Annotated in this window: 20 protein-coding genes; 11 read left to right on the forward strand and 9 right to left on the reverse strand. The window is 63.9% G+C overall.

What is annotated here, in order from left to right:
* Positions 1-3: 3 nt before the first annotated feature.
* Positions 4-606, reverse strand: a complete 603-nt coding sequence (locus IRI77_RS37040; protein ID WP_194449943.1) for a YqaA family protein — start codon at positions 604-606, stop codon at positions 4-6.
* Positions 603-2585 carry an NAD-dependent DNA ligase LigA gene (gene ligA / locus IRI77_RS37045; RefSeq protein WP_194453930.1) on the reverse strand — a complete coding sequence of 661 codons (1983 nt, stop codon included), beginning with the start codon at positions 2583-2585 and terminating at the stop codon, positions 603-605. Before ligA ends, IRI77_RS37040 begins: the two co-directional genes overlap by 4 nt.
* 64 nt (positions 2586-2649) lie before the next feature.
* On the opposite strand from ligA, the gene IRI77_RS37050 reads away from it, so the two are divergent.
* Positions 2650-3567, forward strand: a complete 918-nt coding sequence (locus IRI77_RS37050; protein ID WP_194449944.1) for a diacylglycerol/lipid kinase family protein — start codon at positions 2650-2652, stop codon at positions 3565-3567.
* Here IRI77_RS37050 and IRI77_RS37055 read toward each other — a convergent pair.
* Together IRI77_RS37055 and IRI77_RS37060 are read right to left on the reverse strand one after the other, a co-directional pair.
* A complete protein-coding gene (locus tag IRI77_RS37055; RefSeq protein ID WP_194449945.1) occupies positions 3564-5033 on the reverse strand; it encodes a sensor histidine kinase in 1470 nt (489 codons plus the stop codon). The genes IRI77_RS37050 and IRI77_RS37055 overlap by 4 nt on opposite strands.
* Positions 5030-5689 (reverse strand): response regulator transcription factor, encoded by a 660-nt coding sequence (locus tag IRI77_RS37060; RefSeq protein ID WP_194449946.1) that lies wholly within the window; start codon positions 5687-5689, stop codon positions 5030-5032. Before IRI77_RS37060 ends, IRI77_RS37055 begins: the two co-directional genes overlap by 4 nt.
* A gap of 135 nt (positions 5690-5824) precedes the next feature.
* On the opposite strand from IRI77_RS37060, the gene IRI77_RS37065 reads away from it, so the two are divergent.
* The 3 genes from IRI77_RS37065 to IRI77_RS37075 are packed head-to-tail and all read left to right on the forward strand — an operon-like array spanning position 5825 to position 9348.
* A complete protein-coding gene (locus IRI77_RS37065) occupies positions 5825-7876 on the forward strand; it encodes a CotH kinase family protein (protein ID WP_194449947.1) in 2052 nt (683 codons plus the stop codon).
* A gap of 18 nt (positions 7877-7894) precedes the next feature.
* Positions 7895-8677, forward strand: coding sequence for a polyphosphate polymerase domain-containing protein (locus IRI77_RS37070; protein WP_194449948.1), 783 nt, complete (start codon positions 7895-7897; stop codon positions 8675-8677).
* Positions 8662-9348: a DUF4956 domain-containing protein gene (locus tag IRI77_RS37075; protein ID WP_194449949.1), complete on the forward strand. Its 687-nt coding sequence runs from the start codon at positions 8662-8664 to the stop codon at positions 9346-9348. Before IRI77_RS37070 ends, IRI77_RS37075 begins: the two co-directional genes overlap by 16 nt.
* Here IRI77_RS37075 and IRI77_RS37080 read toward each other — a convergent pair.
* Positions 9345-10523, reverse strand: coding sequence for a PAS domain-containing sensor histidine kinase (locus IRI77_RS37080; RefSeq protein WP_194449950.1), 1179 nt, complete (start codon positions 10521-10523; stop codon positions 9345-9347). The genes IRI77_RS37075 and IRI77_RS37080 overlap by 4 nt on opposite strands.
* Before the next feature lie 649 nt (positions 10524-11172).
* Between IRI77_RS37080 and IRI77_RS37085 the strand changes: the two genes are divergently transcribed.
* Entirely contained in the window at positions 11173-12060 is an 888-nt protein-coding gene (locus IRI77_RS37085) for an NAD-dependent epimerase/dehydratase family protein (RefSeq protein ID WP_194449951.1), read from the forward strand.
* Here the strand turns inward: IRI77_RS37085 and IRI77_RS37090 are convergent.
* From IRI77_RS37090 to smpB, 4 genes are read right to left on the reverse strand one after another with little or no spacing between them, the layout of a single operon-like run.
* The gene (locus IRI77_RS37090) at positions 12048-13028 is read right to left on the reverse strand and encodes a metallophosphoesterase (protein ID WP_194449952.1); all 981 of its coding nucleotides are present in this window, start codon (positions 13026-13028) and stop codon (positions 12048-12050) included. The genes IRI77_RS37085 and IRI77_RS37090 overlap by 13 nt on opposite strands.
* Complete coding sequence (locus IRI77_RS37095) at positions 13025-13849, reverse strand: hypothetical protein (protein WP_194449953.1); 825 nt, start codon at positions 13847-13849, stop codon at positions 13025-13027. The genes IRI77_RS37090 and IRI77_RS37095 overlap by 4 nt, the downstream gene beginning before the upstream one ends.
* A gap of 20 nt (positions 13850-13869) precedes the next feature.
* Positions 13870-15333 (reverse strand): leucyl aminopeptidase, encoded by a 1464-nt coding sequence (locus tag IRI77_RS37100; protein ID WP_194449954.1) that lies wholly within the window; start codon positions 15331-15333, stop codon positions 13870-13872.
* 7 nt (positions 15334-15340) lie between these two features.
* Positions 15341-15820, reverse strand: a complete 480-nt coding sequence (gene smpB, locus IRI77_RS37105; RefSeq protein WP_194449955.1) for an SsrA-binding protein SmpB — start codon at positions 15818-15820, stop codon at positions 15341-15343.
* Positions 15821-15961: 141 nt separating this feature from the next.
* On the opposite strand from smpB, the gene IRI77_RS37110 reads away from it, so the two are divergent.
* The 6 genes from IRI77_RS37110 to IRI77_RS37135 all read left to right on the forward strand — a co-directional run bounded on the left by IRI77_RS37110 (position 15962) and on the right by IRI77_RS37135 (position 23540).
* On the forward strand, positions 15962-18391 hold the full coding sequence (locus tag IRI77_RS37110; RefSeq protein WP_194449956.1) for a cohesin domain-containing protein: 2430 nt from the start codon (positions 15962-15964) through the stop codon (positions 18389-18391).
* 4 nt (positions 18392-18395) lie between these two features.
* The gene (locus tag IRI77_RS37115) at positions 18396-18863 is read left to right on the forward strand and encodes a type II secretion system protein (RefSeq protein ID WP_194449957.1); all 468 of its coding nucleotides are present in this window, start codon (positions 18396-18398) and stop codon (positions 18861-18863) included.
* Positions 18838-19245, forward strand: a complete 408-nt coding sequence (locus IRI77_RS38510; RefSeq protein ID WP_194449958.1) for a type II secretion system protein — start codon at positions 18838-18840, stop codon at positions 19243-19245. The genes IRI77_RS37115 and IRI77_RS38510 overlap by 26 nt, the downstream gene beginning before the upstream one ends.
* Before the next feature lie 58 nt (positions 19246-19303).
* A complete protein-coding gene (locus IRI77_RS37125; RefSeq protein ID WP_194449959.1) occupies positions 19304-20368 on the forward strand; it encodes a sugar phosphate isomerase/epimerase family protein in 1065 nt (354 codons plus the stop codon).
* A gap of 94 nt (positions 20369-20462) precedes the next feature.
* On the forward strand, positions 20463-20801 hold the full coding sequence (locus IRI77_RS37130; RefSeq protein WP_194449960.1) for a PadR family transcriptional regulator: 339 nt from the start codon (positions 20463-20465) through the stop codon (positions 20799-20801).
* Positions 20802-20810: 9 nt separating this feature from the next.
* Positions 20811-23540 carry an ABC transporter permease gene (locus tag IRI77_RS37135; protein ID WP_194449961.1) on the forward strand — a complete coding sequence of 910 codons (2730 nt, stop codon included), beginning with the start codon at positions 20811-20813 and terminating at the stop codon, positions 23538-23540.
* Positions 23541-23570: the final 30 nt, after the last annotated feature.

Genomic DNA, 23570 nt, shown 5'->3' on the forward strand with positions numbered 1-23570 from the left:
CTGCTACTGTACTTGAGTCACGGCGCGGCGTGCCCGCAGCACGTCCGAGATCTTCACCAGGACAAAGAGGAACGCAAACAGGGCGAGCGTGGCCAGGGCGAAGTGCCAGCGGTGGTCCTTCAGCCAGCGGGTGGAGTGCTCGCCGAGCTCCTTGCCAAGGTAAGCCAGGCCGAGATAGCGCGGGAACTTGCCGGCGGCCATGACGAGCAGGAAGACCCAGGGGCGGACTCCGAGGGCTCCGGCGCACAGGACAAAGACCTTCATGGGCAGCGGGACCACGGGGACCAGGGCCGGGATGAAGACGGTCACCAGGCCGTAGTGGGCGAACCAGCGTCGGAACTTCATGGCGCGGCGGCCGCTGGCCTTCTCGTCGAGGTAGCGTTCGCCACCTTTGCGGGCGGCCCAGAAGAGGGCGAGGCTGCCGATCAAGGCGCCCAGGACGGCCAGCAGGCCGCTGCTGTAGGCCGAGTCGGGCCGGGTCCAGGCCAGGAAGATCACCAGATAGTCGGGGCCGCCGGGATTCGGCAGGCCAATGCCGTCTATCAGCGCGACCAGAAACGCACCCATCGGGCCCAGGGCCTTTAGGAACTCAAGAAATCCACTCATTCGTTTGTTGCCGATCCGATCCTGCCGAGTAGTGTGGCTTCGTCCCACACCTCGATATTCAATTCGCGCGCCTTGTCGAGTTTGGAGCCGGCCTCTTCGCCCGCCACCACGACGCTGGTCTTCTTGCTGACGGAGCCGGTGACTTTGCCGCCCGCGGCTTCAATGCGCGCCTTGGCCTCTTCGCGGGAGAGGTTCGGCAGCGTGCCGGTGAGGACGAACACCATGCCCAGGAAGGGGCCGGACGCCGGACGGACGGCGGCCTCGTGGGTGAACTTCAATTCGTAGCCGCGCAGGCGGCGCACCAGTTCCTGATTGTGCGATTCGGCGAAGAAGCGGCGGATGCTCTCGGCGATCTTGGGGCCGACCTCTTCGATGGCCTGCAGCCGCGCTTCGCTGGCTTCCATCAGCGCGTCCATGCTCTCCAGGCTATCGGCCAGGAACTGCGCGGTGCGTTCGCCGACAAAGGGGATGCCCAGGCCGGCGATGAGGCGCGGCAGGGGCCGCTGCTTGGAGGTCTGTATGTTGTCCCAGATCTTCTTGGCGGACTTTTCGCCCATGCGCTCGAGGTCGCGGAGCTGCTCGACGGTGAGTTCGTAGAGATCGGCCACGCTACGGACCAGGCCCTTGGCGACGAGTTGATCGACCAGGGCGTCGCCCATCCCGTCGATGTCCATGACGGTCCGGGCGGCAAAGTGGAGGATGCTCTCGCGCAGGCGGGCAGGGCAGTTGGTGTTGACGCAGCGGCTGGCCACTTCGCCCTCGGCCCGCATGACGGGCGACTGGCAGACCGGGCAGGTCTTGGGCATGACGAAGGCGCGGCGGCCGTCGGGGCGTTTCGTCACGGCCACGACTTTGGGGATGACGTCGCCGCTGCGTTCGATGAGAACGGTGTCGCCGATGGCGAGGTCGAGCCGGGCGATCTCCTCTTCGTTGTGGAGCGTGGCGTTGGAGACGGTGACGCCGCTGACGGTGACCGGCTTCAGGCGGGCGACGGGGGTGAGGGCTCCGGTGCGGCCCACCTGGACATCGACGCCTTCCAGGACGGTTTCGGCCTGGCGGGCGGTGAATTTGTAGGCGATGGCCCAGCGGGGGAACTTGGCGGTCCAGCCGAGCTGGCGCTGCTGCGGGATGGAGTCGACTTTGGCCACGACGCCGTCGATCTCGTAGGGCAGGTTGTCGCGCAGTTCGCCCACTTCGTTGCAGAAGGTGGTGAGTTCCTCGAGGTTGGCGCAGAGGCGGCGGCGCGGATTCACCCGGAAGCCCATCGACTTCATGGCGTCGAGCGAGGCCCAATGGCTATCTTTGGCCGGTTGCCCGTCGACCAGGAGGAAATAGGCGTGGTATTCCAATTGGCGGTTCGAGGTAATGGTGGGGTCCAGGACCCGCAGTGACCCGGCGGCGGAGTTGCGCGGATTGGCGTAAAGGGGCAATTCCTGGGCGGCGCGCTCCTTGTTCAGTTTCTCGAACGAGGCCTTCGGCATGATGACTTCGCCGCGCACTTCGAACTTGGGCCATTCGGCTTCGACGCGCAGGGGCAGGGAACGGATGGTGCGGGCGTTCTCCGTCACGTCTTCGCCCACGGTGCCGTCGCCGCGGGTGATGGCCTGGGTCAAGATGCCGTTCTCGTAGTGGACTGCCATGGACAGGCCGTCGAGCTTGAGCTCGGCCGCGTACTGATACTCCTGGCCGGCGAGCAGCTCGCGGACGCGGCTGTCGAACGCCTGCAACTCCTCTGGATTCAAGGCGTTGTCCAGGCTGAGCATGGGCGCGCTGTGGCGCACTTTGACGAAGCCCTCGCGCACGGCGCCGCCCACCCGGCGGGTGGGGGAATCGGGCGGCACGGGGATGTCCTTGTGCTCCTGCTCCAGGGCCTGGAGCTGGCGCATCAGCCCGTCGTATTGGGCGTCGGAGATCTCCGGAGCGTCCAGCACGTAGTACAGGTATTCGTGCCGCCTCAACTGGGCGCGCAAGTCATCCATCTGTTGCCGGGCAGTCACTATCTATAATCGTAACTACGTGTCCGATCCCAACGCATCTCGAACCTTGGCCTCTTTGGTCTACAATCCCGTCGCCGGAAAGCTTTTTCGCCGTCCCCAGATGATCGCCGAGGCCCAGCGCCTGCTGGAACCGCATGTCGGAACCATCCGGCTGTGTCCCACGACCGGGCCGGATACCGCGGGCCCGATCGCCCGGAAAGCGATCGATGAGGGCTCGAACCTCGTGTTTGTCGCGGGGGGCGACGGAACGATCAATGAAGTGATCGCCGGAATGGCGGGTTTGCAGGTGCCGCTGGGGATCCTGCCGGCCGGGACGGCCAACGTCCTGGGCATGGAGACAGGGATCGGCGGGAACCTGGTGCGGGCCGCGACCAGATTCCAGGACTTGGAGCCGGCGACGATCTCGTTGGGGCGGATGACGGCTCCGGGGAAGCCGGCGCGGTATTTCGCCTGCATGGCGGGTGTCGGGCTGGATGCGCGGATTGTGCGGATGGTGAGTCCGGAGTTCAAGCGGCGCTGGGGCAAGCTGAGCTATTGGGAGGGCGGCTTCGCCCAGGTGGGCAAAAAGCTGCCGGAGTTCGATGTGGTGATGGATGGGAAGCGGTCGCGCTGCAGTTTTGCGCTGGTCAGCCGGGTGCGGAACTACGGCGGCGATCTGGAGATCGCACGGCATGCCAACCTGCTCAGCGATCAGTTCGCCGTGGTGTTGTTCGAGGGGCCGAGTTCATTCCGCTACCTGAAGTACTTCAGCGGAGTACTGTTCAACAGCCTGAAGGGGATGAAGGGCGTAACCGTGGCCCATGCCCGCAGCCTGCAACTGGAAGCGAACGGGTCGACGCCGATCGACGTTCAGGTGGATGGCGAGTATGCGGGGGTGGCTCCGGTGAGTTTGGATATCGCTCCGGAGCGGGTCCGGCTGCTGCTGCCGCGCGGCTTTATCCAGAAGATGTCTTCCGGCCGTTAGCCGTGGGCCAGCGGTAGCCGTACGGTGAACGTGCTGCCCACCCCGGGCTTGCTTTCCAGTTCGATGGAGCCGCCATGGGCGTCGACGATCGCCTTGCAGATGGCGAGGCCGAGGCCGGTGCGTCCTTCGGCGCGGGCCCTGGACTTGTCGGCGCGGTAGAAGCGCTCGAAGATGTGCGGCTGGTCTTCCGCGGCGATGCCGCTGCCGGAGTCCGAGACGCGCAGGATGCCCCATTCGCCTTCCGTGCGGGCGGCCACGTTGACGGCGCCGGACTCGCGGTTGTAGTGGATGGCGTTCGAAAGCAGGTTCGTCACCACCTGGCCTATGTGTTCGGCGTCGCCGGCGCATTCGGCCAGGGCGAGGTCGGTTTGAATGAGTACCTTGCGCTGCTCGGCGAGGGGCTGGATGAGTTCCGCGCTCTCGCGGGCCACACGCCCCAGGTCGAAGCGTTCACGCCGCATGGGTTCCTCTCCGGCGTCGATCCGGGCGAGTTCCAGTAGCGACTCAGTCAGGCGGCGCATGCGCTGGGCGGCGCGTTGGCAGGCCTGGAGCGTCTCTTTGTACTCGGCCGAGCCGCGCTCGCGGGCGAGGCAGGTCTGTGTCTGGGTGAGGATCACGGTGACCGGGGTCCGGAGTTCGTGGGAGGCATCGGCGGTAAAGCGCGCCTGTTGCGTGAACGAGGCTTCCAGGCGGGCGAAGGTGGCATTCAGCACTCCGGCGAGGCGCCCGAGTTCACTTTCCGTGTCGGCGACGTCGATGCGTTGGGAGAGGTCGCCGGCGGAGATGCGCTGCGCGGTCGCGCTGATGTCTTCAATGGGCCGGATGGCGCGGGCCGCCACCCAGCCGCCGCCGGCGAGGCCCAGCAGGAAGATGCCGGCGCCCGCGGCCAGGAGCAGGAGGGCGAGGCGCTGCATGGCCGCCTGATCGTCGGCTATGGAACGGCCGGCCACGACCACGAAGCCGCGCGGCAGGGGAATGGAGATCTCCCTGAATTGCCCACGAGTCCGGGCCAGGACGGGTCCTCGCGGGCCAGGGCGGAAGCCTCGCTGGCCGGGTCCGACTTCCGGTGGAGCCTGCGCCAAGGCCTCCTTCGGCTCCGGCACCTCCGGCGGTGCGCCGGGCGAGCGGGCGATCGCGCCCTGGTTCATGCGCCAAAGCACGAGATAAGGGCCGCCGGCCGCGCCGAACTCGCTCACGGCCTGGCGCAGGTTGGTCTCGAATTCGGAAGATTCGAAGGGGAAAGGCCGGCCGCGATCGCCGCGCGGCGGGCGGTCGTCCGGGGGCCTGGCCTCGGGCGGACGGGGCCGGAACAGTCCATCCAACTGCTGGCCCAGATCCTGGTCGATGGAGCGCATCTGGTTGTCGTGGGCGACTTTGTAGGCGGCGACGCCAAAGCCCGTCAGGACTGCGGCGAGGATGACGCCATGCCACGCCTGCAGACGCCAGCGGATGGAGTTGAAGATCATGGTTGGGCGCCGATGGAGTAGCCATGGCCGCGGCGGGTGGTGATGAAGTCGTGGCCCAGTTTTTTGCGGACGTTGGAGACATGGACGTCGAGCAGGTTGGAGAGGGTCGTGTCGTTCTCGTCGAAGAGATGCTCGTAGAGCATGGTGCGGGTGACGACGGATCCCTGGTGGAGCGCGAGGTATTCGACCAGCGAGTATTCGCGGGCAGTGAGGACGACTTCCTGGCCCTGCTTGGTCACCGTGCGGGCCGCCATGTCGATGGCCACGTCGCCGAGTTCCAGGATGGGTTGCGACTGGCTGGCGGCGCGGCGGATGAGGGCGCGCAGGCGGGCCAGCAGTTCGTCGAGGTCGAAGGGCTTGACGAGATAGTCGTCGGCGCCGGAATCGAGGCCGCGGACGCGGTCGCGTACGGCATCGCGCGCGGTGAGCATGAGTACTGGGGTCTTCTTGGTGAGACGCAGCCGCCGCAGCAGTTCCCAGCCGTCCATGCCGGGTAGCATGACATCCAGCATCAGGGCGTCGTAGTCGTTGTTTTCCGCCTTGAACAGACCCTCGATGCCGTCGGCCGCGCCATCGGCGGCGTAGCCTTCGTCCCGCACCGCGCGGAGCAGGCTCATGAGCAGGTCAGGTTCATCTTCCACGATGAGGACGCGCATTGAAGTCCAAGTCCGCACTCTAGCAGACCGAACCCTAAGAGAACATGAAGAACGTTAAGTTTTCAATTTGTTGCGGGCGGGCGGCACTTCACTTTCTCTTAAGGTCGGTTCCGTTACAGTGGCCTTACAAACGCCATGAGTCACGAACGAAATCCGAAGCGCAACGCCAGCTTGAAAAGGCTAGGGGCCGCCGCCGCAGTGCTGGGCCTGGCCGGCCTGGCCGTTGCGGCGACCCCCGCGAAACCGGCAGATGTTTTCCAGAATGCCAGGATCTGGACCATCCATTTGAAGTTCACGGCGGACCAGTGGGCTGCGATTGAACCCAAGGGCGGCGGAGGGTTTCCCGGCGGGCCGGGCGGACCTGGAGGTCCTGGTGGACCGGGAGGACCGGGCGGCCCTGGCGGCTTTGGTCCCGCGATGATCGTTGCGCCGGCATTCATGAAGGCCGATGCCAATAAGGACGGGAAGCTCAGCGCGGCGGAGTTCAATGGACTCGGCAATGCCTGGTTCACTGCCTGGGACAAGCAGAAGTCCGGCAAATTGACGACAGAGCAGTTGCGGGCGGGTTTGAACACGCTGGTCAGCATGCCTGGACCGGGCGGGCCGGGCGGCTTTGGCGGGCCCGGTGGACCGGGCGGCGAGGGTCCGGGGATGGCTCCGCGCAATGGCTCCAGCAAGCGCAACGGCATCTCGGCGATGTCGGGGATCGACTTCCAATATGTACACGCCGATCTGGATTTCGACGGCGCGCAGTTTCGCGATGTGGCGGTGCGCTACAAGGGCAACAACTCGTATATGGAGTCGCGCAACTCCATCAAGAAGTCGCTGAAGATCGACCTGAATAAATACGTCAAAGGGCAGAAGCTGGCCGGCCTCACCAAGATCAATCTGCACAACAATGTCACCGATGCGAGCTGGATGAACGAGCCGCTGTCTTACGGGCTGTTCCGCGATGCGGGTGTGCCCTCGCCGCGGACGTCGTATGCCCGCGTCTTCGTGACCGTGCCGGGCAAGTATGACCGCAAGTACTTCGGGCTGTACTCCGTGGTGGAAGACATCGACAAGCACTTCGCCGAGGAGCGGTTCGGCACCCGGGACGGAGCAATCTTCAAGCCGGTGGGCCAGAACCTGTTCACCGATATGGGTGACGACTGGTCCAGGTACGAGCGGATGTATGACCCGAAGGAAGACCTCACGGAGGCGCAGAAGAAGCGGGTGATTGAGTTTGCGCGGTTTGTGAGCTCGGCCAGCGATGGTGCTTTTGCCTCGGGCCTGAAGAACTACCTGGATCTGGACGAGTTTGCGCGGTTTATGGCGGCGACGGTGTGGCTCTCCAACATGGACAGCCTGCTGTCGATGGGGCAGAACTACTATGTCTACCTGCATCCACAGTCGAACAAGTTCCAGTTCCTGCCCTGGGATCTGGACCACTCGTTCGGGCAGTTCCCGATGGGCGGTGGCACGGAATTGAGCATCCAGCGGCCGTGGCAGGGCCAGAACCGGTTCCTGGAGCGCGTGTTCCAGGTGGACGAATTCAAGAAACTGTACCTGGCCAAGCTGGCGGAGATGAACAAGACGGTTGGCGACCCGGCGCGCATCTCGAAGCAGGTGGATGAGACGGCGGCGTTGATCCGGCCGGCGGTCAAAGAGGAGTCGGCCGAGAAGCTGGCGCGGTTTGAGAAGGCGGTTTCGGGCCAGCAGGTGGAGCCGTCTGGGTTTCCCGGCGGCGAGATGGTTCCGGGCGGCCCGGGTGACGGGCCGGGAGGAGGTCCGGGCGGCAGGATGGGGCCGCGAATGGGCGGCATGAAGCCGATCAAGGGATTCGTTGGGCCGCGGTCGCAATCCGTGGCGGCTCAACTGGCCGGGAAATCGCAGGGCCAGGCCACTAACGGCAACGGACCGGGTGGACGCGGCGGGTTTGGTGGACCGGGTGGTCCTGGCGGCATGGGACCCGGAATGATGCTGGCGCCCGCCTTCCAGCAGGCCATGGGCGCAGCCCAGAACGCGCCCATCACGCGCGAGCAGTTCACGCGCGCTTTCACCAAGTGGTTCGAGAGCTGGGGCGGAGCGAAGACCGGCTATCTGACAGAGGAGCAGTTGCGGTCGGGCATCAACCGGGATCTGGCTCCGCGCGGCATGCCTGGGGGCTTTGGACCTCCCGGCGGCCGTCCGCCCATGCAGCAGTAGCGGTTACAGGAGTTATCCATGGAAACCATGCAGTCCCCTTCCATCGATCCGGGGCAGTTCCGCAGGTTTGCCTCCGAGATCAAGTTCGTGATTGGACGGCCGCTGGCCGAGGAGGTGCGCTCCTGGGCGCGGCGCAACCTGATGGCCGACCCGCACGGCTGTGGAGCCGATCAGGATGCTTACACCATCACGACGCTGTACCTGGATACTGAGGAGTTCGATGTACTGAGCCGAACGGGTTCCTTTGCACGGGGAAAGTACAGGATCCGGCGGTATGGTTCCGGCCGCACCGTGTTTCTCGAGAGAAAGATGAAGAGCCGCGGGCTCGTGTGCAAGAAACGCTCGCAGATCGAGATGGCGGAAATGTCCAGGCTGGTGGAGCCCGAGGCCGAGCGAGGCTGGGACGGCTACTGGTTCCACCGGCGGATTCTGGCCCGCGGCCTCCGGCCGGTCTGCCAGATCGCTTACTCCCGCACGGCGCGCATGGGGATGACGGAAACCGGACCGATCCGCCTGACCCTGGACGATGCCGTGCGGGCCTTGCCGGCGCACGGGTTCGCATTCGATTCGCGCCGCCAGGCCGTGCCGCTTTCCGAGGACCGTGTTGTTTTGGAGCTGAAGTACCGCGGTGAGGTCCCGGAGCTGTTCCAGCGTTTCATGGCGGACTTTTCGCTGAACCCGCGGAACTCCTCGAAGTATCGCTCGGCCGGCAAGGCATTGAGCCTGGGGCATTTCGCCGCCCAGGTGGAGGAGGAGGCCATCGGCTTCACGGCCGGAGGTGCGCAATGCCTGACTTTCTGATCGGGCCGTTCGCCAACGGTCCGCACGTCGAGCCCTTTGACGTTTTCATCCGGTTGCTCTCGGCCTTGTTCTTCGGCGCAGTGATCGGCGGCATCTACAAGTTCACCCGCCGGGAACTTCATACCGGGTTGCAGTTTCCCACGACCCTGCTGCTGCTGTGCGTGCTGATCGCGATGGTGACGCAGGTGATTGGCGACAGTGTCGCGCGGGCGTTCAGCCTGGTGGGCGCGCTGTCGATTGTCCGGTTTCGCACGGTGGTGCGCGATACGCAGGATACGGCGTATGTGATCTTCGCGGTAATTGTCGGCATGGCTGTGGGGGCAAAGAGCCTCTGGGTGGCTTCGATCGGCCTGGGTGTGATGGCGCTGGCGGAAGGACTGCTGCTACTGAGGGCCAAGGCGATCACCAGTCCGGAACCGGAGTACATCCTGAAGGTTCGCACCGGCCTGGATTGCGATCTGGACGGAATCGTGAGCTCTGCCATCGGCAGCCTGCTCAGCGAGCAGGAGCTGGTTTCGATGGGCACGGGGAAACAGGGTGCGTCGCTCGACGGCGCCTATCGCGTTCGGCCGCTCGCCGGGCAAACGCCGCCCAATCTGATCAAGACATTACAGGCGGTGGAGGGGGTCTTGAGCGTTCAGATGCTGCGCCGCGGCTTTGATCTCGACTAGCGGGTGGTCTCAGCGGTGTCTGTCGCCTGGCGTGGCCTGGCGATGAGGGGGAGCCGGACCTGGAAAGTGGTTCCAGCGGCTGGCGCGGATTGGAACGAAACCTCGCCGCCCAGATACTCCTCAGTGAGCAGGCGAACGCTGTAAGTGCCCAGGCCGCGGCTGTGGCCTTTTGTGGAATAGGACCGCTGGAAGACGCGAGCCGCCACAGCGGGTTTCATGGCGCCTTCATTGTGAACGAAGAAGCAGACTTCCTCGCGGTCCCGGTGGCAGCCGGTGACGACCGTTTGGCCGGGCTCGGAGGATTCGATCGCATTCTTCAGCAGGTTGACCAGGATCCGGCCGAGCAGCGCCGGGTCCGATTCAAAGTCGACGGATTGGGAACCCAGTTCAATCTCCAGTCGCGCATCTTCGTCCAGCCAGAAAGCCGCGCCGGTTCTTACGGCGTCGCGCAGGACATCCAGGCTGTTCAATTGGACCGGGTCGACGGCCAATTCTCCTGATTCGGCGGCGAGCAGGACGCGCTGGCTCTTGATCTCTTCCACCAGGCCGCGTACGGCGACTCCCAACATGGATGTGAGATCTTCCCGGTCTGTGGACGAGATGGATTCATCCACCAGGGCGTCGGCGACCCCTTCCACGGCGAAAGCGCGGTTCATGATGTCGTGAAAGAAGGTTCTTTCGAGAGCGCGGCGGCGGCTTTCCCGGCTGATGTCCGTCATGGAGTAGCAGACCCAGCCTGGTCCGGCTTCGGGGATTGGGGTGACCCGCACCTGGTAATCGGTGCCCGCCGCACTGGCGGTGAGGCTGCCTTCGATCAAGCACCGGCCTGCCGTGGCGTGCCCCTCCTGGCCCTTCACCAAAGCTTGGGCCAAGTCGCAAAACTGGCAGTTTTCCGTGGTGCCGCAACCGCCGGGCCTCTCGGCAACATTGACGCAGTGCAGCAAGTCGCCGGGTCTCAACCCGATGGCTTCGTCCTGGCTAGAGAGACCGGCGAGGCGCCAACAGGCCTCGTTGCAGTAGACAATCTGGCGTTCGGGGTTCAGGATCGCGAGCGGCTCACTTGTCGTGTTTACGAGTTTCAGCAGCACTTCCGGCCGAAGAGCGATTTTGAGTTGTTCCCTCACGGCGGAGCGGGGCAGGCGGGCTGAAGGCAGATAGTGAGTGTCATCGGTCATGGGCGGGCAAGCTCACCATACTCAATCGTACAGGCAGAAGTAAGTCTGAGGAGAACACTGGATCATGAAGATTTGATAATACAAAAAAGACTTGCGGAGCTTTATGTCCGTAATGCATACTTGGATTAACATAAGTCGTCATCGACTTAATTGCATCCCCGCAAGGAGGCCCAGCTCCTTGCAAGCCCCTCTGACAGAGGCCGTGCGGTCCCCAGCCACACGGCCTCTACGCTTTTCAGGGCGCCTTTCTCCTCCCGCTTCCCCACACTAGGTTGGCCTGCCTCACGCCGGGACGACGGCGCGGGTTGGGGCTATCCCCACATTAAGATATTGAGATGCGAAATATAACCCAGTTGGTTTATGCACCTGTTAAGATTCACCCACCCCTGCCCCACTCTCCCGGGTGCAAACCAACAAGGTTCGCCGTAAGTGCTTGATTTGTGGTGTTGCCGACTTTGGCACGCGATGTGCAGTATACAAAGACAATTAAAGTCGTCATCGACTATAAACATCCCGTGAGGGGACCCAGCCCCTCACAAGCCCCTCTGAAGAAGGCTCTGCGGCTCCCCGCCACAGGGCCTTCCCTCCTTTTGGGGCCCCTTTTTTCCCCTCGTCACGCTACACTCCATAACTGGGAGAATTTTGCTCGATGAAAGTTCTGGTGACTGGCGCGACCGGCTATATCGGCTCCGCTGTTTGCGAAGCCCTGAAGGCAGCAGGGCACCAGCCCCAGGGGTTGGCGCGGTCAGAAGAAAAGGCCCATCTTCTGGAGTCGAAGGGCTTTGTGTCGCGGCGCGGCGATCTCGCTGATCTGAACAGCTTGCGCGCGGCCGTTGCCGATGTGGACGCCGTCATTCACGCTGCCGATGCCGAAGGCCCCACGATGGGCGCCATCGCGAAGGCGGCTGTGGAGACCATGCTCTCTGCCCTGGCGGGCTCCAAGCGGCCCTTCCTCTATACCAGCGGGGTCTGGGTGGTGGGGGACACGGATGGGCGGATGGTTGGAGAGGTCTGCGCGCTGCATCCTCCGGAACTGGTGGCCTGGCGCCCGGCGGTGGAGGAGATGGTGCTGGCGTCGAAGAGTTCAGGTGTGCGTCCCGTCGTATTGCGGCCGGGTGTGGTGTACGGCCGGGGCGGTGGTATCGTGGCCAGTCTATTCGCGGATGCCCGGGCCCATGGCGCGGTCCGGATCATCGGGAAGGGCGCCAACTGCTGGTCGAGTGTCCATATCGACGACTTGGCCGATCTTTACGTGCGCGCCGTGGCGGAGCCTGCTTCCGGAGAGGTGTTTTTCGCCTGCGGCGGCATGCCGCAACCTGTGGAGAAGATTGGCCGGGCCGTGGCGAAGGCCTGCGGAATCGAGGGCAAGATTGAGTCGATCCCGCTGGAGGCTGCGCGCCGGCACATCGGGCTGGTGGCCGACTGCCTGGCCATGGATTGCCGGGCCGGCAGCACCAAAGCGGCGCGCTTCTTTGGTTGGACCGTCACCAAACCATTGATCTTCGACGAGATTCTCTCGGGTTCCTACTTGAGCTGAAGTTTGCGTCCGCGATCCAGGGCGTGGGCTCCGCCGTTTTCGATCACGACGCAGGCGCGACGCGCTGTAAAGGCGGTAGACAAGCCGACATCGGCCAGGATCAGCTTGCCGCCCAGGCGGCTTACCACCCCATTTGCAGTGGGGGTATGGCCCACGATGATGCGCTGCACCTGATGTTTCGCGAGCAATGCTTCGACATGTGGGGCGAGTTCGGACTCCGAGTCGGTGGAAAAGCCGCGCCACCACAGCGGGCCCTGGGTGTCCTTGCAGAGAGACTCGTCGTCCAACCTCTCGCCTGTCTGGAGTTCCTCGATCGCGCGCGAATTCAGACGTGTTTCGGACCACTCAGCGTACTTAGGCGAGATGCCTGCGTGGACAAAGAGCGTCCCGCCCAGCCGCAAGGTGGCACGCTGGGTGAGAATCCACTTGCCATAGGCGCCTTTGGGTGAAAAGGCGCGGGCCAGTTCGGCTTGTCCCAACGGGTGCTCTTTCTCCCATTTGGTGCGGTACCCCAGAGACAGATCGCTGCGGTCGCCCAGGCTGGATGAGCCGGCAAGCTTGGCCAAGTCCCGTTCAAACAGCCGGTCCCGCTCGCGGTCGCTCTTTGAGGTGGCCAGGCTCTGGAACTCGGCGGCGGCAACGTAGCGGAAGTCGCCGTACATGCGCATGGCCTCGTGGTTGCCGATGAGGCAGTGAACGGCTCCACCGGCACGGGCGGCCTGCTTCCTCAGGACGGTCAGGAAGTCGATGACCTCACGGGACTTGCTGCCGCGGTCCACCACATCCCCGAGCTGGACTAGCGTGGCCGCGCCCCCAGACCAGGCCGCGGCATCGTCCACCAGGCCGGCCATGGAGAGCACGTCGACGAAGCGGTCGAGGTCGCCATGAACGTCGCCGACGGCCACCAGCCGCGCGGGCGAAGGTATCTGGACGGCGGCGGCCAGTCTTATGAAGTCACGGCGTCTCATGGGTTCTTTTCGAGGTACTCATAATAGACGCCGGCTTCGCCCTTTTGGACGGCGAGCTCCTCAAAATGGCGGACGATCAAGTCGCGGCGGGCCATCATCGAATCGATCTGCTGCGGCGTCAGCCAGGGTGAGAGCCGCGACCGGACTTCGGCCGGGTCCAGTTTGCGCAGCCTTTCGAGCAGTGCCCGGTCGCAGCGGACCAATTCTTCCTCGTTCATGAGGTCGATCCGGACCCGGAAGGCCCGGGTATGGTCGATCATCCAAAGCTTCCAGCTCTTGTCGATGACGATGTTGCCTGTATTGCGATCCACGTTATAGATCAGCTGGTCGAACACCTTCATGATGTAGACCTGATCGTTCCAGATTGTCCCGCTGGGCGGGCGGATCCCTTTGGCCTGGCGTACTCGCTCAGTCATCCACTCGTCGTCGACCCACCAGGTATAGGAGGCGGGTTGCTTGCGGTACTCCCGGGCAACCGTGATGGGAATGCGTTCCAGTCCGAGCATCTGGTTCAGCTCGAAGGCCGCGAGGTTGTGCCGGTAACTGTCTGAAAAGCCGCGCTCGAAGTTGAGCGAGCTGGCGATGACGCCGGACTCATTGACGGTCTGGATATGGGCGTCGTGGGTGCGGCCGTTCCTGCGCAGGGTGGCGCGATGCGAGCTGGTGACGCCCTCTTTCAGGATCTTGATGGCGATTACGGGGGCCTGGCGCAGGAAGTCCGACTTCTCCGCGTCGGTCCACGGCGGAGATTGAGGCTCGGCGAGGGCCGGCAGAGCGGCCCAGGCCAGCGAGACCAGGCAGAGCGAGCGGAGTGAAATCATCTCCTCAAGCCCTTAGATGCCTACCAATTGAGAGCGAGACGCACGAAAGTACGGACCGGAGTGCCGGTAGGGCCCTTGGCCAGGAACGGCTTGCCTTCGTCGAGCCAGGCGACGCCGGCGATGTCCAGGTGGACCCACGGCTTGCTCTCGACGAACTCTTCCAGGAACTTGGCCGCGGTGATGGAGCCGCCCCAGCGTCCGCCGATGTTGCCGATGTCGGCGAAGGCGGACTTGAGGTACTCTTTGTAGTCTTCGTCCATCGGGAAAGGCCACATCCGCTCGCCTTCCGCTTTGCTGGCATTCAGCACCTTGTTCTGAAGCTCCTCGTTATTGGAGAAGACCCCGGAATAGAGATGGCCGAGCGCAACAGCGATGGCTCCGGTCAAGGTGGCGGCGTTCACCAGGTGGGTGCAACCATGGCGGGCGGCATAGGTGAGGGCGTCGGCCAGGATCAGGCGGCCTTCAGCGTCGGTATTGAGGACTTCCACCGTCTTCCCCTGGTAGGTGGTGACGATGTCGCCCGGACGCTGGGCTTTGGAGCCCGGCATGTTTTCGACGCAGGGCGCGATGGCGGTGACGGGGATGGCGGGTTTCAACTGGGCGATGGCGCGCATGGCGCCGAAGACGGCCGCCGCACCGCCCATGTCGTACTTCATCTTCTCCATGCCGTCGGACGGTTTGATGGAGATGCCGCCGGTGTCGAAGGTGACGCCCTTGCCGACGATGGCGAGGTGGTCTTCCGTTTTGGGCGGTTCCGGGGGCGTGTAGCGGAGGATGACGAAGGCGGGCGGTTCAGCCGAACCCATGGACACACCCAGCAGCGCACCCATGCCGAGCTGGCGCATCTGGGCTTCGTCCAGGATCTCGCACCCCAACCCGAACTCTTCGGCCATGGTCTTGGCTTCGGCCGCCAACTTCAGCGGGGTGAGCAGGTTGCCGGGCTGGTTGACGAGCGTGCGGGCGAAGTTCTGGGCCTCGCCGATGGCGCGTCCGCTACGCAGGGCGTTCACCAGCTCTACCGTTTCGTCCGGTACGGAGATGCGGAACTGCTCGATCTTCTTGTCCGCGTTCTTCTTGTCGGTTTTGAGCTGATCGGGTTCGAAGTCGCCCAGGATGGCGCCTTCGACGAGCGCTTCGAGCAGGGCCGGGCTGAGGGTATCCCCGCTCAGCGCGATGGCGATGTTCTTGATTCCCTTGGGTTTCAGCGAGCGGACGGCGAGACCGCCCAACTTGCGCATGTCATTGGGGCCGAACTTCGCCTTGTCACCGCCACCGAGTAGGACGAGGCGGCTGGCGCGCACGGGACCGGGCCGGTGGATGATGGCGGTTTCCAGCGCCTTGCCGGTAAACTCGCCACGGTCATAGAGTTCGGAGACGAGGCCTTCCGCGAGGTCGTTGCCGGCCCGTTCGCCGGTAAAGCTGATCACCAGAAGCGCGTCGGCCTCAATGGCGGCGGCAGGAGTACGGCTGAGTATCAATTCCATGGCTGGACTAAAAGCTCCTCGAATTCTTCAGGTTCATGGCCTTCTTGGCTTCCATCTCCTGGTCACGGGTCTGCTCGGCTTCGCGTTTGTCGTGCAGTTTCTTGCCTTTGCAGACTCCGAGCTCACACTTGAGCAGGCCGTCCTTGAGATAGAGCTTGAGCGGGATGATGGCCAGGCCTTTTTCCCGCACCTTGGCAAACAGTTTCAGGATTTCCTGCTTGTGGAGCAACAGCTTACGCTTCTTGGTGGGATCGTGGTTCCAGATGTTGCCGTGGGAGTAGGGGCTGAAATGGGCATTGAGGATCCACGCCTCACCCCCGACGATGTCGGCGTAGCTGTCGCGGAGTTGAACTTTCCCTTCGCGCGCCGATTTGATCTCTGTCCCCGTGAGCACCAGGCCAGCCTCGAGCTTCTCCAGAACGAAGAAGTCGTGGTAGGCCTTGCGGTTCTCGGAGACGAGTTTGATGCCAGTTTTGTCCGCGGCCATTAGATTCGCCTCCACGCGCGGGCGGTCTGAAACGTCAATCAGTTGAGAAGAAGTGCCAGGAACGCGTAGCGCCTTTTCCTTGAGTTTAGCATGGCGCGGCGAGGTGGCCGATGGAGCAACATTGGGTCTAACATGCGGAAGATGAATCGTTTAGCGGTCCTTGCGGCCGCCTGCGGGCTGGTTTTCCTGGCCATCACCGTGCCGCTGGCGATTGCCGGCAACAGGAAAGGCGACAGCCTTTTGGAGCAGGGCCGAGCGGCTGAAACGGCGCGGGAGTATGACAAGGCGCTCGAGCTTTACGAAAAAGCGGTGGCTGCCGACCCACGGGACACGGGCTACATCCTGGCCCTGCGACGGGTCCGGTTTGCCGCCGGCCAGGCGCACGTCGACGCCGGACAGAAGATGCGCAAGGAAGGGAAGCTGCAGGAAGCCCTGTCGGAGTTCCAGCGGGCCTTCGCCATCGATCCGGCTTCGACCATCGCGGAGCAGGAGTTGCGCCGGACGAATGCCATGATCGAGCGGGAGAAGGCGAAGAAAGAGGATCCCAACTCAGCCGCCGTTACTCCGGGCAACGAAGCAGGCATGACGCCCGCTGAGACGGCGCGCAAGGATGCGGAGCAGCGCGCGTCCCGCATTCTGCCAGTTCCTGAACTGAAACCGATTTCGCAGGAACTGCTGGGTCTCAAGATGTCGAATCAGGGGACGAAGGTGCTGTATGAGACCCTGGGCAAGGTCGCAGGCATTAATGTCCTGTTTGATTCCGAGTTCCAGGACCAGCAGAAGAAGTTCTCGGTGGACCTCTCGAATACTACACTCGACGAAGCCCTCGACTACCTGGCCCTGCTGACCAAGACCTTTGTGAAGCCGCTCTCGGGCAACACGATCTTCGTCACCCAGGACAATGTCACGAAACGCCGTGACTATGAAGAGCAGGTGACTCGAATCTTCTATCTGCAAAACCTGACTTCGCCGCAGGAATTGCAGGAAGTGATGACCGGCATGCGCACGGTGACGGATGTGCGCAAGGTGTTCCCGGTGAACTCGCAATCGGCGATTGTGGTGCGCGGCACGGCGGATCAGGTCGCGCTGGCGGAAAAGGTCCTGCTGGACCTGGACAAGGCGAAGCCCGAAGTAGTGGTGGATGTCATCGTCATGGAGTCGAACAAAGACAGGACGCGGGACATTGGCATGTCACTGGTTTCCGGCGGCAAGAATGGATTCTCTTCCACGATCACTCCGACGCCCGGCGGTTCGAGTTCGAGTTCGGTCAGCCTGAAGGGGCTGAGCAGCCTGGGACTGGGCGACTGGTCGGCGACCGTGCCCGGCGCGTTTCTCGAAGCGCTGGCGAAGGACAGTTCGTCGAAAGTCATCACGACGCCCCAGGTGCGAGCCACGGATGGGCAGAAGGCTACCCTGCGGCTGGGCGACCGGTATCCATACGCCACGGGTTCGTTTCAGTCGGGCGCCGGGGCGGTGGGCGTCAGCCCCCTGGTTTCCACCCAGTTTCAGTTCGCCGAAGTGGGCGTGAATCTGGACCTCACTCCTCGCATCCACTCTAATGATGAAGTGTCGATGCAGGTGGAGTTCGAGATTTCGAACATTCGCGACAAGGTGGACGTGGGCGGCCTGTCGCAGCCGGTGATCGGCCAGCGCAAAGTGAGTCACATTATCCGCGTGAGGGAAGGCGAAGTGACCTTGATCGGCGGGCTGATGCAGGCGACGCAGACCAAGGTCCGGAGCGGACTTCCCGGCCTGATGAACCTGCCGTTTTTCGGCCGCTTCTTCTCCACCGACAGCATTGAGAACATCAACTCGGACCTGTTGGTCGCCCTGGTGCCGCACATCGTGCGTGGACCGGAGGTGACGGCGGAGAATGTGCGCGCCATCGCGACGGGTACGGAATCCATCTACAAGTTGAGCTATTCCCCAAAGAAGGAAGATAAGAAGGCGACGCCTGCCGCCGCGCCCAAACCGCCAACGGGACCTTCCGGCCTGCCGATGGCGCCTTCCTCCAGGGTGACGGTGCCGACTCCGGTTGTGCCGGGCACGGAGACTCCGCGTTCCCAGGTGGACAACCAGCCAGTCCCCGCCGTGCAGTCGAATCCGGGCATCAGTCCTGACAATCCGGGCCTGGGCCGGCCGACCGCCGGTCCGGGAACGCCGACGCTGCTGCTGAGGCCCTCGGCCTCGCAGGTGAGCCCGGCGGAAGCGTTCACGGTGACGCTGCAGGTGGACAATGTGACCGACCTGTTCACGGCGCCCATGCGCGTGACCTATGACAATAAGGTGTTGAAGCTGGTGGAAGTGACGAAGGGCGACTTCATGGGCGGTGACGGGCAGCAGGTGACGTTCTCCGAGTCGAAGGTGGACGCGCAGGGCATGGCCATCGTCAACATGAACCGTCTGCCGGGCGCCGGCGGGATCTCGGGCTCGGGTACGCTAGTGAATCTGAAATTCACGGCGGTGGCCGCTGGCACGTCGCAGATCACCCTGGCCGATCTGACGATGCGCGACGCGCGGCTGCAGAGCATTCCGGTGACCGCGCCGGTGACATCGATCACAGTGAAATAGAGCAATGAGCAGGAGGCGGAACCAACGCGGGATGACGCTGATTGAGCTGATCGTGGCGTTCACGATCATGGCCCTGCTCACATCAATGGCACTGCCGCTCGCCCGATTCAAGGTGCGGCGTGAGAAGGAACGGGAGCTGCGGTATGCGTTGGTGGAACTCCGTAAGGCCATCGACAAATACAAGGACGCCTGCGACGGGAATAAGATCGCCCAGAAGATGGGGACGGACTGCTATCCCGAGACGCTGGACCAACTGGTGGAAGGCGTGAAGATGGCCAACGACGCCAACGGGAAGAAGATCCGGTTCCTGCGCCGGATGCCGCGCGATCCGTTCACGAAGTCGACGGATTGGGGCATGCGTTCGACGCAGGACGACCCGAAGTCGACGGGTTGGGGCGGGCAGAATGTGTTTGATGTGTACACGAAATCAATGGAGAAGGCACCGGATGGCACGATGTACTCCGAGTGGTAGCAAATCCCGCGGCTTCACCCTGATCGAGCTGATGATCGTGATGGCGATCATTGCGATCATGGTGGCCGTTGCGGTGCCGATGTACCAGAAGTCAGTCATCCGCGCCAAGGAGAGTGTCCTGCGGCAGAACCTCTTCACTCTGCGTACTGTGATCGACGAGTTCACCTACGACAAGGCGAAGGCTCCGCAGTCGTTGCAGGACCTGGTGCAGGAGGGCTACCTGCGGCAGATTCCGGCCGATCCGATGACGGGCGAATCGGAGTGGACGACGATCCAGGAAGACGCCGTGACCAGCGTGAATCAAACCGAGCCCGGCATTTTCGACGTACGGTCGAAGTCGGACAAGAAGTCGCTCGAGGGGAATCCTTACAACGAGTGGTGACGGCCGCAACTCGTGGCCGGGCGATGGGTGCCCCCCTTGATAAGATGAGGCGGTACCCATGCTATCCCGCCGCACTTTCTTCCTCTCTTCCTTTGCCTCGACCGTAGCCGGCCTGCGCGCGCAGAATCCCAAGCTGAGACTCGGCTTCGACACTTACTCGATGCGTGCCTGGGGGATGAAGTCGCTGCAGCACCTCGACTTCGCGGCCAAGCATGGCTGCAACGCCATCCAGATCTCGTCGCTGGATGATTTTGAGTCGCTCGACCCCGCGCACCTGGCCAAGGTGAAGGCCAAGGGTAAGGAGTTGGACATCGCCATTGATGCCGGTACGGGTTGTATTTGCCCCACGGCCAAGGCGTGGAAGCCGTCGTTCGGCGATCCAGTCGAGAACCTGACCAAGGCGCTACAGATTGCCCATCTGGTGGGCGCGCGCAGCCTCCGGTGCTACCTGGGCGATACGGTGGACCGCTACGACGGCAAGGGCATCGAGTACCACATGGAGAGCACGATCAAGGTGTTCAAAGGCGCACGGAGCGTGGCGCTGGATACGGGCGTCAAGATCGCGCTCGAGAACCATTCTGGGGACATGCAGGCGTGGGAGGCGAAGACCGTGATCGAGGAGTCCGGCAAGGATTATGTCGCGGCCTGCCTGGATACCGGGAATCCCATCTGGTGCGCCGAGCACCCGGAGGTCACGATGGAGGTGCTGGGTCCGTTGACGATGACCACGCACATTCGCGATACCGCGCTGTTCGAGCATCCGCGCGGGTGTGCGGCCCACTGGACCGTGTGCGGGGAAGGCTGCGTGGACATGCGCCGCATCGGTGAACTCCAGAAGCAGTTATGCCCGGAATCATCGCTGCATTTAGAGGTAATCACCGGACGCCCGCCGCGCATCGTGCCGTATCTGGAGGACTCGTTCTGGAAGGGCTTCCCGAAGGTGCGCGCGTCGGAGTTTGCGCGGTTTGTGTCGCTGGTGAAGAAGGGCCATCCGCTGATGACGCCGATGGTGATTGAGGATGCTCCGGGGCCGAAGGTGCCGGCATTCCAGGAGGCGCTCAAGGTGCAGCAGATGCTGGATCTGGAGAAGAGCCTGGAGTATGCGAAGAAGAACATGATCTAGCGAACGGCCCTTGTTACATTAGTCACGGTCGTTACCTGATGCCTTGACGGTCTACCTATCAGCCGCTACTGTATAGGTAGACCGTCAAGGCATCATGCAGGAACCACGCAAATCCGACCTTCTCCAGGGCACTCTGGACATGCTCATTCTCAAGATTGTCCAGTTCGGGCCCATTCATGGCTATGGGATCGCCCAACGAATCCAGCAGATCTCGAAGGAGGCGCTGCAGGTGCAGCAGGGTTCCCTCTATCCGGCCCTCCATCGGCTGGAGAACAAGGGGCTGCTGGCCTCGGACTGGCGGGCGTCCGATAGCGGACGCGAGGCCAAGTTCTACACCCTGACCCCCCAGGGGCGCCACCAGTTGGAGGCGGAGACCGCGCATTGGGCGCGGATGAGCGAGGCGGTGGGCCTCATTCTGCGGACCGTGGAATAGAGGAGCACGATGACCTGGATCAACCGTCTGTTGCGGCATCGCGAAGTGGAGCGGCACCTGGACAAGGAGCTCCGTTTCCACTTTGACGAGATGGTGAACGAGTTGTGCGCCAAGGGGGCCACGCGGGCTGAGGCGCTGCGCGTGGCGCGGCTGCAGTTTGGCGGTATGGAGCAGGTGAAGGAAGACTGCCGCGACGCTCGCGGGACGCGCTGGGTGGAGGATCTGGGCGCCGACCTGCGGTATGCGACGCGCGGGCTGCGGAAGAGCCCCGGCTTCGCGCTGGTGGCCGTGGCTTCCCTGGCTCTCGGCATTGGCGCCAATACGGCTGTCTTCAGTGTTCTCGATTACCTGATGCTGCAGTTGCTGCCTGGCGTGCAGGCGCCGCGGGAGCTGTCGGCGCTGGCGCGCGATGGCGGCAAGGAGCCGGATCTCCGGTTCTCGTGGCCGTTGTACGAGAAGATGCGGGCGCGGCTGCCGGCGGGCACGAGCGCTGCTGCGATGACGCCCATGACGACTTTGAATCTGGCGGTGGGCGCGGCGCCGGAGTCCGTGCGCGGCCAGTTGGTTTCGGGCGAGTATTTCCAGCTGTTTGGCGTGAAGCCCGCGGTCGGGCGCGTGTTTGGGCCGGAAGACAGCAAGCGGCTGGGCGGGCATCCGGTGGCGGTGATCAGCCATGGCTACTGGCTGCGGCGGTTCTCGGGCGACGCCAGCGTCGTGGGCCGGGCAGTGACCATCAACGGCGCGGCGATGACGATTGCCGGAGTGGCGCAGGAGGGCTTCGTGGGCCCGCATCCCGGAGACAACGCGGAGGTGTGGGTGCCGCTGCAGATGCAGCAGGAGCTGCACTACGCCCAGAACGCGAACATGAACGACGCGGACCCGAAAAAGCCCTGGCCGCCGCAACGCGGCATCAGCTGGCTGATGGTGTTTGTGCGCGTACCCGGCGGGACCTCGATCCAGCCGCTGCTGGACAGCTGCTCGGCGGTGCTGCATGCGGACAACGAACTCCTGGGCGGATTGGACAGTGATCCGGCGTGGCGGGAGGAGATGCGGAAGCAGCGGGTGATGGCCGAGCCGGCGGGCAAGGGTCTTTCCGATATGCGTGAGGCCGTCAGTGCCCCGTTGAGCGTGCTGATGATCACGGTGGGGTTAGTATTGCTGATCGCCTGCGCGAACATTGCCAATCTGCTGCTGTCGCGGGCGGCCAGCCGCCGCCGGGAGTTCGCCGTGCGGTTGTCCATCGGCGCCGGCCGCGGACGGCTCATCCGGCAGATGCTGACGGAGAGCGCACTATTGGCCCTGTTGGGTGGGACGGCAGGCCTCCTCGCCGGTGTCTGGCTGAAGGACGTTCTGGTGCGTATGGCCGGCAGCGGACAGACGACCATCGGACCAGGCCTGGAGGTGCCGATGAACTGGCACGTCCTGGCCTTCACCGCGCTGCTATGCCTGGGGGCGGGCCTGCTGTTCGGACTCGCGCCGGCACTGCGTTCGACGCGCGCCGATCTCGGGACGGACCTGAAATCGGGCTCGCGCACGGCTGGCCATGAGGGCGGCGCCCACGGAAGGCGTTGGACGCTGGGGAAGCTGCTGGTGGTGGGGCAGGTCGCGGTTTGCCTGGTGCTGCTGGTGGGCGCCACATTGTTTGCCCTCACCCTGCGGAACCTCTCCACGGTGGATCCGGGCTTCCAGCGCGAGCATGTACTGACGGCGCGCATCGATCCGCGGACGGCGGGTATTCCGGCGGAGCGGCTGCCCGCGCTCTACCAGGAACTGCTGCGCCAGGTGGAGGCTGTACCCGGGGTCCGGACAGCGGCGTTGTCGTTGTACAGCCCGTTGAGCGGCGCGGCCCGTGCCAGCGGTTTCTACATCCCCGGCCTGCCCGCGGCGCCTGGGGAGTCACGCGTCATGCAGGTGAACATTGCGACCCCGGGGCTGTTTGCCGCCTATGGCATCCAATTTGTACAGGGCCGCGGTTTCACACCGGCCGACACGGAGAAAGCGCCCCTGGTCGCCGTCATCAACCAGGCAATGGCTAAGAAGTACTTCGGCGGCAGCGCCGCCCTGGGCCGCCAGTTCCAGGAGGGGGCGGCCACGCCTCCGTTTACGATTGTCGGCGTCGTGCGTGATGTGCGGATGAACGATCTGCGGGAAGAGGTCACGCCGATGGCCTGGTTCCCGTTGAGCCAGAACCCGGATGAGTACCTGCGAAGCCTGGATGTCCGCACGGCCGGCGATCCGGAGGCAATGGCGTCCACGATCCGGACCGTGGTGAACCGGGCCGCACCGGCGTTGCCCGTGCGCAATGTGACGGCGTTATCGAGGCAGTTTGAGAGCGCGCTGCGCCAGGAGTCGTTCGTGGCGCGGCTGACGGCGGTTTTCGCGGGGATCGCGCTGCTGTTGGCCTGCCTGGGCCTTTATGGAGTGATGGCTTATGCCGTTTCGCGGCGCACTGCGGAACTGGGGCTGCGGTCGGCCTTGGGGGCGACACGGGGTCATGTGCTCTGGCTGGTGATGCGCGAGACGCTGGGCATGGCGGTGGTGGGGGCGGTGATCGGCTTGGGGTTGACGATCGCCTCAATGCGGCTGGCCGCGAAGCTGCTGTACGGGCTTTCGCCCGAGGATCCGCTCACCCTGGCCTGCTCAGCCCTGGTGCTGATTGCGACCGCGCTGTTCGCCGGATACTTGCCGGCGCGCCGTGCGTCGCGAGTGGATCCGGTGGTGGCGCTGCGCTGCGAGTGAAACCACACCGCTGAGCTCCAGCCATGGACT

The organism is Paludibaculum fermentans (assembly GCF_015277775.1).
Classification (GTDB): domain Bacteria; phylum Acidobacteriota; class Terriglobia; order Bryobacterales; family Bryobacteraceae; genus Paludibaculum; species Paludibaculum fermentans.